At 69.6% G+C, this 10618-nt stretch carries 12 protein-coding genes; 8 read left to right on the forward strand and 4 right to left on the reverse strand.

Features of this window, described 5'->3' with window-relative positions; translation table 11 throughout:
* The first annotated feature begins 45 nt into the window (after positions 1–45).
* The 4 genes from ACFPN9_RS30150 to ACFPN9_RS30165 all read left to right on the forward strand — a co-directional run bounded on the left by ACFPN9_RS30150 (position 46) and on the right by ACFPN9_RS30165 (position 4114).
* Positions 46–1335, forward strand: a complete 1290-nt coding sequence (locus ACFPN9_RS30150) for a DUF2157 domain-containing protein (RefSeq protein ID WP_066724199.1) — start codon at positions 46–48, stop codon at positions 1333–1335.
* Positions 1332–1958, forward strand: coding sequence for a GDYXXLXY domain-containing protein (locus ACFPN9_RS30155; RefSeq protein WP_066724201.1), 627 nt, complete (start codon positions 1332–1334; stop codon positions 1956–1958). The genes ACFPN9_RS30150 and ACFPN9_RS30155 overlap by 4 nt, the downstream gene beginning before the upstream one ends.
* A gap of 201 nt (positions 1959–2159) precedes the next feature.
* Complete coding sequence (locus ACFPN9_RS30160; RefSeq protein ID WP_066724203.1) at positions 2160–3365, forward strand: OpgC family protein; 1206 nt, start codon at positions 2160–2162, stop codon at positions 3363–3365.
* On the forward strand, positions 3290–4114 hold the full coding sequence (locus ACFPN9_RS30165; RefSeq protein WP_066724206.1) for an SGNH/GDSL hydrolase family protein: 825 nt from the start codon (positions 3290–3292) through the stop codon (positions 4112–4114). The genes ACFPN9_RS30160 and ACFPN9_RS30165 overlap by 76 nt, the downstream gene beginning before the upstream one ends.
* Before the next feature lie 16 nt (positions 4115–4130).
* Here ACFPN9_RS30165 and ACFPN9_RS30170 read toward each other — a convergent pair whose 3' ends face one another.
* Positions 4131–5099, reverse strand: coding sequence for a hypothetical protein (locus tag ACFPN9_RS30170; protein WP_377818180.1), 969 nt, complete (start codon positions 5097–5099; stop codon positions 4131–4133).
* A 104-nt stretch (positions 5100–5203) separates the two neighbouring features.
* Between ACFPN9_RS30170 and ACFPN9_RS30175 the strand changes: the two genes are divergently transcribed.
* Together ACFPN9_RS30175 and ACFPN9_RS30180 are read left to right on the forward strand one after the other, a co-directional pair.
* A complete protein-coding gene (locus ACFPN9_RS30175; RefSeq protein WP_066725796.1) occupies positions 5204–5773 on the forward strand; it encodes a nitroreductase family protein in 570 nt (189 codons plus the stop codon).
* Positions 5774–5777: 4 nt separating this feature from the next.
* Positions 5778–6383 carry a flavin reductase family protein gene (locus ACFPN9_RS30180; protein WP_066725799.1) on the forward strand — a complete coding sequence of 202 codons (606 nt, stop codon included), beginning with the start codon at positions 5778–5780 and terminating at the stop codon, positions 6381–6383.
* Positions 6384–6511: 128 nt separating this feature from the next.
* Here the strand turns inward: ACFPN9_RS30180 and ACFPN9_RS30185 are convergent, their stop codons facing one another.
* Genes ACFPN9_RS30185 through ACFPN9_RS30195 form a run of 3 tightly spaced genes read right to left on the reverse strand, consistent with a single transcriptional unit; the run spans position 6512 to position 8118 of the window.
* A complete protein-coding gene (locus ACFPN9_RS30185; protein WP_066725802.1) occupies positions 6512–6718 on the reverse strand; it encodes a heavy-metal-associated domain-containing protein in 207 nt (68 codons plus the stop codon).
* Between the two features lie 19 nt (positions 6719–6737).
* The gene (locus ACFPN9_RS30190; RefSeq protein ID WP_066725805.1) at positions 6738–7616 is read right to left on the reverse strand and encodes an HpcH/HpaI aldolase/citrate lyase family protein; all 879 of its coding nucleotides are present in this window, start codon (positions 7614–7616) and stop codon (positions 6738–6740) included.
* A gap of 4 nt (positions 7617–7620) precedes the next feature.
* Complete coding sequence (locus ACFPN9_RS30195; protein ID WP_066725808.1) at positions 7621–8118, reverse strand: MaoC family dehydratase; 498 nt, start codon at positions 8116–8118, stop codon at positions 7621–7623.
* A gap of 196 nt (positions 8119–8314) precedes the next feature.
* On the opposite strand from ACFPN9_RS30195, the gene ACFPN9_RS30200 reads away from it, so the two are divergent.
* Positions 8315–9394, forward strand: coding sequence for a hypothetical protein (locus ACFPN9_RS30200; RefSeq protein WP_082735257.1), 1080 nt, complete (start codon positions 8315–8317; stop codon positions 9392–9394).
* Positions 9391–10605 (forward strand): DUF2336 domain-containing protein, encoded by a 1215-nt coding sequence (locus ACFPN9_RS30205; protein ID WP_066725811.1) that lies wholly within the window; start codon positions 9391–9393, stop codon positions 10603–10605. Before ACFPN9_RS30200 ends, ACFPN9_RS30205 begins: the two co-directional genes overlap by 4 nt.
* Positions 10606–10618 lie beyond the last annotated feature (13 nt).

Below are 10618 nucleotides of genomic sequence, written 5' to 3' on the forward strand. Positions count from 1 at the left end.
GCGCCCTATCGCCAGACGTGACCCTCCCATGCCAGACTGCCGGCCATGCTGACGGGGTCCTATCGCAAGCGGCTCGAGGCCGATCTGACACGCTGGGTCGGTGAGGGGCTGCTGACGGCGGAATCCGCCGGTGCCATCCGCCGTTCCGTCGCCGCAGAGGGCGGCTTCCGGCTTCCGGCGCTGCTCGGCCTGTTCGGTGGACTTCTGATCGCCGCCAGCATCGCCGCCTTCGTCGCGGCGAACTGGGAGGCGATGCCGCGGCTGGTGAAGCTCGCCATGATCCTGGTGGGTGTCGTCGGTGCGCTCGCCATTGCGGCGCGGCTGGAGCGCCGGGGCTCGGCCGGGGGCGCGGATGCCGCTGCCACCTGCGCCGTGCTGATCTTCGCCGCGGGAATCGCGCTGATCGGTCAGATGTATCATCTGCCGGCGGACTGGCCGGCCGGGGCGCTCATGGTGGCGCTGGGCGGGCTCGCCGTCGCGGCGCTAATGGGCTCGAACGGCGCGCTGGTGGTGGCCTTCGTCGCGCTCTGCGCCTGGAGCGGCGGGCGCTGGCAGGAGAGTCAGGGCACGCTGCAGGGCAGCTTCTTCCTGCTCTACCTGCCCGCGCTCTGGCTCGCCTGGGGGCGGCCGAATCGCCTCGTCCATCACCTCGCCGTGCTGTCCCTTGCGTTCTGGCTGGTGATGGTGCCGGGTGACTGGATCGGCCGCGGCTTCGACTACGGCCTTCTCGCCTATGGGCTGGCGATCTCGGCCGCCTTCGTCGCGCTCGGCGCCATGGCGCTCGACCGAGGCGGGCTGGCCCTGCTCGGCTGCTGCCTGCCCTGGGGGCTGTTCGGCTTCGTGCTGATGCTCGATTCCGAACTGATCCGCATCCTCGACCTGCACGGCTCGCGCGCCGGCCGCGCCTTCTGGGCCAATTACGCGGCCTATGCGGCGGCCCTCGCCGCCATCGCCGCCTGTGCCGGGTTCGCCCGCGACCGGCGCTTCGCCTGGCCGCTGGCGTTGGCGCTGGTCCTCGGCCTCGTCGTGCCGCTGGTGTTCTGGAGCGGGCTCGCCACCGGCCTGCCGGGCAAGGTGGTGGTGGCGAGCCTCGTGCTGGGCTCGGCGATCGCGCTCGTCGTTGCGGGCGTCACCGGCGGGGTTCGCCGACTGACGCTGGCGGGCTCGGGCATGTTCGGCCTCGCGATCCTGATCCTGCTCTGGCAGACGATCGGCACGCTGCTCGACCAGTCGCTGTTCTTCCTGGTGGCCGGCGGCGTTCTGCTCGGCCTCGCCAGCGGCGCGAGGCGGCTCTTCGCCAGGCTGGCGCGGCCGGCGGCGGAGGCTGCGCCATGACCCCGTCCGTGCCAAGGCTGCCGAGCGCCGATGCGCTGCTGGCACAGGTCCCGCTGATCGGGCGGATGCTGGCGGCGATGCTGCTGCTCTGCAGCGCGTTGCTGGCCCTCGTCGAGAGCCGCGCCGCGATCCTGCGCGGTGGCACCGAAATCCGGCTGCGGACGGTGCCGGTCGATCCGCGCGACCTGTTCCGCGGCGACTATGTCGTGCTGGCTTACGACATCTCACGTGTCACAAGCGGAAAGCTCGTCGGCGACAAGCGTTTGCGCCGGGGTGACAAGCTGTATGTCCAAGTCGCTAACGGCTCGGATGGTTTCGCCGAACTGCGATCGGTCTCAACTCAGCGGCCGGCAGGGACCGAGCCCGTGCTGATTGCGAGAGTTGTTGCTCTGCCCGGTTGCCGAGGCGACGGTACTGCTTTCGATTGCAGCGGACCCGACGCACGCATCCATCTAGCCTATGGGCTCGAAAGCTATTTCGTGCCGCAGAGCGAGGGCCGGCGGATCGAGACCACGCCGAAGGCCCGGATCGAGGTCGTCGCCGCCGTGGCCGGCGACGGAACCGCCGCGATCAAGCGCCTCCTGATCGACGGCAAGCTGGTCTATGCCGAGCCGCCCTACTGAGAGGCAGCGCCTCGCCAAAGGGGCTTCTCTTCACGGCCCGCGGTCACGCCCCGACACGCGCTTGTGAAGCGATGTTTAGTGACCCTTAACCCTGCTCCTTTTATGAACGCCACATGAACGAAGTCCGCGCGCTTGTTCAGGTTGGGGGAACCCGCAGCGCCGGCCTCGCGTTCGCCCCGTACCCTTCGCCGGATTCTTGTGGTGCAGCAGCTGTCCGCCCTGTCGCGCTTTCTGCTCCTGGGCCGTGGCCCGGGCGGGACGGCCGCGTCTGCGGGCCGTGATGCCCGGATCGACGTGATCCGCGGGCTGGCGCTGCTGATCATCTTCATCAATCACATGCCCGGCAATGTCATTGCCGCCTGGATGCCGCATAATTTCGGGTTCTCGGACGGGGCGGACGCCTTCGTGCTGCTGGCCGGCGTCTCGGCGACGCTGGCCTATGGCAATCTGATCGAGCGACAAGGGCTGACGGTCGGTGCGCTGAAGATCGGCGCCCGGCTTTGGACCCTCTACATCGCCCATCTGGCGCTCTTCATCGTCGTCTGTGGCGTGGTGGCCGCGGCGGTGACGCGGACGCAGAACCCGCTCTACATCGAAGCGATCAACATCCAGCCCTTCTTCAGCGACACGCTCGCGGCGCTGATCGACGTGCTGACGCTGCGCTACCAACCCGCCTATCTGGACATTCTACCGCTCTACATCGTCCTGCTCGGACTGTTTCCGCTCCTGTATCTGGCCGTGCGGCTGAGCCCTCTCGGAGCCGTGCTGCTCTCGCTCGGCATCTGGCAGGGCGCGCTCTGGCTCGGGCTGAACTTTCCGAATGTCCATGGCGCCGGCTGGTTCTTCAATCCCTTCGCCTGGCAGCTCGTGTTCACGCTGGGTGTCGTCATTGGCCGCGCCATCCAGGGTGGGCTCGAACTGCCGCGACTGCGCTGGCTCGACGCTTTGGCACTCGGCTATGTGCTGTTTGCTGTCTTCGCCAAGACGGCGACGGGCAATCCGACGGGGATCGCCGCACTCAACGACTGGTTCGACTCGGTGCAACTCGGCTCCGACAAGACCAATCTCGCCTGGAGCCGCGTGCTGCATGTGCTGGCGCTGGCCTGGCTGGCGATGCGGTTCCTGCCCGCAGGCGCCGGGCTGCTGCGCTTCGCGGCGGGCCGCGTGCTGGCGATCGTCGGGCGCCATTCGCTCGACGTCTTCTGCGCCGGGACGGTTCTGTCCATCGCCGGGCAGATCGTGATGGCCGAAACCGGCTTTGCGGTGGGGCCGCAATTGCTCGTTTGCCTCATCGGGGTTACGATCCTGGTGGGGTTGGGGATGTTCCTGACGTGGTATCAGTCGCTCACGATCGCCGCCGGCCGTTCCGCCGCGCCGTCGCGACAGGCTTCGCCGCAGTCGCACTGATCGCTGCCGCGGCGCTGGCACCGGCGCTGGCGAGCCCGGTCGTGCCGCCGCCGGCCGGCGACCAGCGCTGTCGCGATGGGGCGACGGGGACGCCGTTTCGGCCGGCTCTGCCCAAGGCGGTCCAGACGCTGCGCGAGACCGGCAAGCTGACCATCGTCGCGATCGGCTCCTCGACCACCGCCGGCGCCGGCGCCAGCAGCTCCGATAAAAGCTATCCGACCGTGCTGGAGGAGGAGCTGCGGCGACGCCTGCCACAAGCGGAGATCCGCGTGGTCAATCGCGGTGTCGGCGGGCAGTCCGCCTACGAGATGCTGATGCGGATGGAGCCGGATGTCATCGAGCAGGCACCGAGCCTCGTCATCTGGCAGACCGTCGCCAACGACGTGGTCAATCATATCGGCGAGGAAAAGCTCGCCAAGATTCTTAAGAAAGGCATCCGCAAGGTCCAGTCGGCGGGGATCGACCTCGTCATGATGGACCTGCCCTGGATGCCTCGGGAAGGGCGCTATCCCCATTACGACGACTACCGGGCCGTGCTGAAGCGCACCGCCGACGAGCATGCCGTGGCGGTCTTCCCGCGCTACCGGATGATGCGGGACTGGGCGAGTTCACGCCGCTTCACGCCCGAAGAGCTGATCGGGATGAACGGTACGGAGCTGGTCGAGTCGGCCTATCGCTGCCTCGCCATCCGCATCGCCGACGGCGTCGAGGCCGCCGTTACGGGCGCCGTGCCCAAGGCGACCAACTGACGGCGGCGGGCGGAATTCAGCGGGCCAGCACCTCGATGTCGCGGTCGAGACCGGACTCCACCTTGAAGTCGCGCGAGAAGACCTGCCCCTCCTGCCGCGCGATCAGGACGTAATCGCCCTCGGCCAGTATGACCTGCGGAAAGGCGCCGATCGCCTCGCGGATGACGTCGCCGCCCGGTGTGAGAACGCTGAAGGCGGTACCGGCGAAGGCCTCGCCGCCGGGCGCGGCGACGAGCTTGAGCGTGACGCGCGCCGCGCGGTGATGCAGCGTCGCATCGGTCACCTTGCCCGACTCGACCTTCACATCGGCGCGCTGGATCGCGTTGGAATCGCCATAGGTCGAGACGACGTGATAGGTGCCCTCCGGCAGCCTGATCATCTCGCCGCCGCGGGCATTGGTAACGAGACGGCCTTCCGAATTGCCCTGCAGCGGCACGAAGATCTGGAAAGCCAGCTGGGCGGGGGCGATCGGAGCATCGCCGATCGAGCCGCCGAGCGACAGGCCGCCGGCACTGATCGCGACCTGATCGCGCAGGCCCTGCGGGCCGAGCGAGATCCGCTTGGTGCCGCTGGCGAAGCCATAGGCGGCGTGCAGCAGATAGGTGCCGGGATCGAGCGTGAACAAGGGTTCGGCATCGGCCGAGCGGGCGACGATCCGGGGCGGCGAGCCGTCGGCGGTCTCGGTCAGGATGCGCCAGACCAGGCCGGAGCGGATCGGCTTGCGGTCGCCGGCAAACTGGGCCGAGAGGCGCAAGGCAGCCTGCTGCGTGGCGGGCGGCGGACCGGGCTGCACCGGGGTGGGCTCCACCGCGGTGCCGATGGTCGGCTGGGCGGGGGCTGGCGCGGGAACGGGCAGGGGCAGGTTCGGCGGGGCCGGGGCGGGAGCCTGTGCCGAGACGGGCCCGGAGGCGAGCCCGAGCAGCAGCGCGGCGGTGCGGAGGCCCAGCCGGCGCCGTCTTCTCTCAAAGCCTTCGCATTCAAACATGATCACAGCCTCGGGCCCCCCTGCGCCCATGTCTCAGCAGGCTCGCTTGTCCTGATCATGGCGAGTCACTAGGTCTGGGCGGGTTCCTCGCATCCGGATGCTTCATGACCGATACGCTCTCTCTGCTCAAGCTGCGGCGGTCCGTGCCGCCGCAGCTGCTCGCCGCGCCTGGCCCCGAGGGCGCCCAGCTCGACGAACTCCTGACCATCGCCTCGCGTGTTCCGGACCATGGCAAGCTGGTGCCCTGGCGCTTCATCGTCTTCACCGGAGCGGCCCGCGAGCAGGCGGCCGATGTGGTGGCGCAGGCCTTCCGCAACCGCAATCCCGATGCCGCGGAGGATCAGGTCGCCTTCGAGCGCAAGCGCCTGCTGCATGCGCCGGTGATTGTCGCGGTGGTTTCCCGGGCCGCGCCGCATGTGAAGATCCCGCAATGGGAGCAGGAGCTGACCGCGGGCGCCGTCTGCATGACGATGCTGGTGGCGGCGCAGGCGATGGGGTTCGCTGGCTGCTGGCTGACCAACTGGTTCTCCTTCGACCGCAGCGTGCTGGCCGCTTTCGGGCTCGAGGCGGAGGAGCGCGTCGCCGGCTTCATCCATCTCGGCACGGCGTCCTCTGTGCCGCCCGACCGCGAGCGGCCCGTGCTGGCCGATATCGTCAGCCACTACGGAGCGTGACGCCATGATCTATTCGCCCGCCGCGCAGGATCACGGCCTGCCGCACGACCCGTTCAAGGCGATCGTCACGCCGCGACCGATCGGCTGGATCACGGCGCTGAGCGCCAAAGGCGAGGTCAATCTCTCGCCCTACAGCTATTTCAACGCCGTCTCGACACGGCCGCACATCGTGATGTTCTCCTCAGAGGGCAAGAAGGACGCGATCGCCTTCATCGAGGAGACGGGCGAGTTCACCTGCTCGATGGTGACGAAGTCGCTGGTCGGCGCCATGAACCTGACCTCGGCGCCGCTGCCGCGGGGCACCAGCGAATACGGCCATGCCGGGCTGGAGATGGCGCCGTCGCGCTTCGTCAAGCCGCCGCGCGTGGCCGGCAGCCCGGCCGCGCTGGAATGCAAGCTGCTCTCGGTTCAGCAGCTCGTCGATCTCGAGGGCCGCAGCGTCGAGCGCTGGATGGTGCTGGGGCAGGTCGTCGGCATCTTCATGGACGACGCCTTCATCCGCGACGGCCGCTTCGACACCGCCGCGGCGCATCCCGTCGCGCGCTGCGGCTATGCCGACTATGCCGAGGTCGACCACCTGTTCTCGATCGAGCGCCCGCCGGGCGGCTGATGGGGGCGACGCTCATCGTCATTGCGAGGAGCGCCAGCGACGAAGCAATCCAGGGGTGGCAGCGCTCGACGTCCCCCTGGATTGCTTCGCTGCGCTCGCAATGACGTGTCGGCCTAGTGTGAGCCCAATCAGCCCGCCGGCTTCACGCGGTAGTCGCCGAGCGGGGCAAGGGCGGCATTGATCGCGGCGGCGTCGAGCGCAGAGCCCTGCGGCAGGGTCAGCCGCGGCGGTTCCAGCGTCACGGTGGTGCCAGGGGCGAGCTTCTCGGCCGCCACCTGCACGCGCGACAGGCAGCCGCCGCAATGCATCCCCGAAACCTCGAAAACCTGAGTCATTCGAATCGCCTCCAGCGGTTCATTCATCCCATTTGCGAGCGCGCGCCACGAGGCGCTGCGCCCTGATCAGATGGGGACGATCGAGCATTTCGCCATCCAGCCCGATCACGCCGACGCCGGGATGGGCCTCGAACAGCGCGATGATCGCCTGCGCCCGGGCGAGAGCCTCCGGCGAGGGCGAGAAGACCTCGTTGATCGGCGCCACTTGGTCGGGATGGATCGCCATCTTGCCGGTGAAGCCGTCGCGCCGCGCCGCCAGGCATTCGGCCCGGAAGCCCTCGGCGTCGCGGAAGGCGGTGAAGACCGTGTCGATCGCATCGACCTGGGCGGCGGAGGCGGCGAACAGCGTCAACGCGCGGGCGAGCCGGTAGGGATCGGTGTAGTGGCCGTCCGGCAGGCGGTTGGTCTCGGCCCCGAGATCGGCCGACAGGTCCTCGGCTCCCCAAGTCAGCGCTTCGAGCCGGTGGGTCGCGCCGGCATAGCTGCCCAGGCCGAAGATGCCTTTGCCCGTCTCGGTGGCGATGGGGATGATCCGGGTGCCGCCATCGGGCAGATCGGATTCGGCCTCGCGCACCGCAATCTTGGCGGCGAGATGCCCGGCGTCGCTGCCGCTCTCGGATTTCGGCAGCATGATCGCATCCGGCGCGCCTGGCATCACGGCATCCAGATCGGCCTCCGTCAGGCCGGTGGACAGGGCGTTCACCCGCACGATCAGGCGCGGACGACGCGGCAGGGCACGGACCTCGTCGAGGAAGGCGCGGGTGATCTCGCGGGCCTGCGGCTTGGCGTCGAGCGCGACCGAATCCTCGAGGTCGAGGATCAAGGCGTCGGCACCGCTGGCGAGACCCTTCTGCTGCTTGCGCGGGCTGTCGCCCGGAACGAAGAGGAGCGAGCGCATGGGGTCAGACGTCCAGCGCCACGGGAGCGGGATGCCGGCGCATGAAGGCCTGGCGGCGGCACTGCGCCACCAGCGTGCCGTCCTGCTTGTAGGCGCGGTGATGGAACTCGACGATGCCGGCATCCGGTCGCGAGCGCGATTCGCGCTTGGCCACGATCTCGGTGGTGACGTTGATCGTGTCACCCTCGAAGAGCGGGGCCGGGAAGGTGACGTCGGTCATGCCGAGATTGCCGATGGTGGTGCCCACCGTGGTGTCGTTGACCGAGATGCCGATCATCAGGCCGAGCGTGAACAGAGAGTTCATAAGGGGCTGGCCCCATTCCGTCTCGGTCGCGCAGAAATGCGCATCGATGTGAAGGGGTTGCGGGTTCAGCGTCATGTTGGAGAACAGCATGTTGTCCATCTGCGTGACGGTGCGCGTCAGCCCGTGCTCGATCACGGCGCCGACTTCGAAATCCTCGAAATAGATCCCGCCGCGCTTGTGGCGCTTCAGCTCTGGCATCCCTGTCTCTCCATGCCCAAGGCGATTCCGCCACTCTAGCGCATCGCGTCGGCGAAAGGCGCCCCCCGGTCTCCCGCTGCTGCAAGCTGACGATGCGTCGCGATTAACGCTTCGCTTACCATAACCGGGCCACTCTCCAGACCGCGCCGCAGAGTCCTGCGGCGGCCGCCGCCGGTGGGTGCGCCCGAGAGTCCCGATGTTCCTGTTCTCCACCCCGCAGTCGCGCGAGACCCAGCCGGCAAACCCGGTGGTGAGCGCCATCCGCGACGGCGCGGCCAAGACCGGGGCAGGGTTCGATTACCTGCTCAAGACGGCCCAGCGCGAATCCTCGCTGGAGCCCGATGCCAAGGCGAAGACCTCGAGCGCGACCGGCCTGTTCCAGTTCATCGAGCAGACCTGGCTGTCGATGGTGAAGCAGGAGGGGCCGAAGCAGGGGCTTTCCAGCTATGCCGACGCCATCACCGAGTCCGGCGGGCGGCTGACCGTCGCCGATCCGGCGGCTCGCGAGAAGATCCTCGAGCTGCGCAAGGATCCGCAGGTCGCCGCCGTCATGGCGGGCGCGCTGACGCAGAAGAACCGCGAGCAGCTGGCCGGTGCGCTCGGCCGCCAGCCGCAGGCGGGCGAGCTCTATATGGCCCATGTTCTCGGCGCGCGCGGGGCTGCCGACCTGATCAAGACCGCGGCGAGCGACCCGACGCGCGCTGCCGCCAAGGATTTCCCCGAAGCCGCCGCCGCCAATCGCAGCATCTTCTTCGACAAGACCGGCCGGGCCCGCAGCGCCCAGGAGGTCTATGGCGTGCTGGCCGCCAGCCACGCCAACACCCAGCTCGCCGCTTCCGCGACCGTCACGCAGGCTGCGACGGGGCAGGGCGGCGACAAGCCGGCCGAGATCGCTGCCGCGCTGGCGCCAGGCCGGGCCAAGGGTCTGATCGGCCTGTTCTCGACCGAAGGCTCGCGCCAGCCGGTCTCGCAGGCGGTCGCCAATCTCTGGTCGACGCCGCGCGGCGATGCGGGCCGGACGGCCTCGCTCGATCCGGCCGACCGCTTCTTCCCGCGGCAGACGAAGTCGGACGCCACGGCGGTCGCCCCGACGGCGTCGGACGCCGCCGCCGCCAACGCCGCCGCTTCGAGCCGGACGGTGCAGGCGCCGCTGCCGCCGTCGCGGCCTGTCGAGCTGACGCAGCCGGCGGGGGTGGTGCAAGAGCGCTCTGCGTCCCGCAATCGCCGGGCGCCGCTCGATCTGTCCGCCTTCATGATCCAGCGGAACGGCCGATGATCGTTCGTCGCTTCCTGCTCTGGGCCCGCACGGCCAATGCCGAAGAGCGCGCCAACGGCGCGGCCGCGCTGGCGGGCGCCTATCTGCGCTCCGGCATGGCCGACGAGGACCGGGCCGAGGCCGAGACCGCGCTGATCGCGCTGATCGACGATCCCTCTCCGCGGGTGCGCCGGGCGATTGCGGAAGAGGTGGCGTCCTCGCCGCGGGCGCCGCGCAATCTCATCCTCGGGCTCGTGGCCGAGCAGAGCGACGTGGCAGCCCTTGTGCTCGCCCATTCGCCGGTGCTGACCGAGGCCGATCTCGTCGATGCGGCGGCGATCGGCGACATGCTGGCGCAGAAGGCGATCGCGCTGCGGCCGCATCTGCCGGCCGGCGTCTGTGCGGCGCTGGCGGAAGTCGGCTGCGAGGAGGCGCTGGTGACGCTCGCCGGCAACCGCACCGCCGACATTCCCGACTTCTCGCTGGAGCGCATGGTCGAACGGGCCGGCGATTGCGGCGTGCTGCGCGAGGCGCTGCTGGCGCGGATCGACCTGCCCGCCGGGTTGCGCCAGACCATCGCCGCGCGGGTCTCCGATGCACTGGCCGATTTCGTGGCCGGATGCGGCTGGCTGACGCCGGAGCGCAGTGCTCGGCTCGCCCGGGAATCGACCGAGCGGGTCGCGGTGGCGCTCGCGGCGGGCGGCGAGGACAGCGATGCACCGGCCATCGTCGAGGTGCTGCGCGCCCATGGTCGGCTGACGCCCGGCCTGATGCTGCGGTCTCTGCTCTCAGGGGAGCCAGCTCTGGCGGAAGCGGCCTTCGTGCTCCTTTCGGATCTGCCTGCAGGCCGGGTGGCGGCGCTGCTGCGCGACCGTCGCGGGGCCGGGCTCAAGGCGCTGTGCCGCAAGGCCGGGTTGCCGGACTCGCTGCAGCCGGCCTTCGCCGCCGCGATCGCCTCGCTCAATGCGCGCGGCTTCGACAAGGGCGGCTCCGGGCGAGGGATCGACCGCAGCCTCCTGCGCGAAGTGCTGATCGCCTGCGAGCGGCTGGACGGCGCGGAGGGCCATGCCCTGATGGGGCTGCTGCGGCGTCTCGACGCCGAGGCCGCGCGCGAGGAGGCCCGCGCCATGGCGGATTCGCTCGCGGACGATGCGGCCTTCGCCTATCTCGTCGAGGCCGACCCGGCGCTGCTGGTCGAGCTCGAGATCGGGGATATCCGGCAGGCGGCGTGAGGCTGCTCGCCAG

It is taken from the genome of Allobosea massiliensis, assembly GCF_042655245.1.
GTDB classification, from domain to species: Bacteria; Pseudomonadota; Alphaproteobacteria; order Rhizobiales; family Beijerinckiaceae; genus Allobosea; species Allobosea massiliensis.

Bases quoted from the DNA above. Each gene is read 5' to 3' on its own strand.
- ACFPN9_RS30205 (WP_066725811.1), top strand. From the start codon at position 9,391: ATGATCGTTCGTCGCTTCCTGCTCTGGGCCCGCACGGCCAATGCCGAA.
- ACFPN9_RS30180 (WP_066725799.1), top strand. From the start codon at position 5,778: ATGATCTATTCGCCCGCCGCGCAGGATCACGGCCTGCCGCACGACCCG.
- ACFPN9_RS30150 (WP_066724199.1), top strand. From the start codon at position 46: ATGCTGACGGGGTCCTATCGCAAGCGGCTCGAGGCCGATCTGACACGC.
- ACFPN9_RS30155 (WP_066724201.1), top strand. From the start codon at position 1,332: ATGACCCCGTCCGTGCCAAGGCTGCCGAGCGCCGATGCGCTGCTGGCA.
- ACFPN9_RS30170 (WP_377818180.1), bottom strand. From the start codon at position 5,099: ATGTTTGAATGCGAAGGCTTTGAGAGAAGACGGCGCCGGCTGGGCCTC.
- ACFPN9_RS30175 (WP_066725796.1), top strand. From the start codon at position 5,204: ATGACCGATACGCTCTCTCTGCTCAAGCTGCGGCGGTCCGTGCCGCCG.
- ACFPN9_RS30195 (WP_066725808.1), bottom strand. From the start codon at position 8,118: ATGCCAGAGCTGAAGCGCCACAAGCGCGGCGGGATCTATTTCGAGGAT.
- ACFPN9_RS30185 (WP_066725802.1), bottom strand. From the start codon at position 6,718: ATGACTCAGGTTTTCGAGGTTTCGGGGATGCATTGCGGCGGCTGCCTG.
- ACFPN9_RS30200 (WP_082735257.1), top strand. From the start codon at position 8,315: ATGTTCCTGTTCTCCACCCCGCAGTCGCGCGAGACCCAGCCGGCAAAC.
- ACFPN9_RS30190 (WP_066725805.1), bottom strand. From the start codon at position 7,616: ATGCGCTCGCTCCTCTTCGTTCCGGGCGACAGCCCGCGCAAGCAGCAG.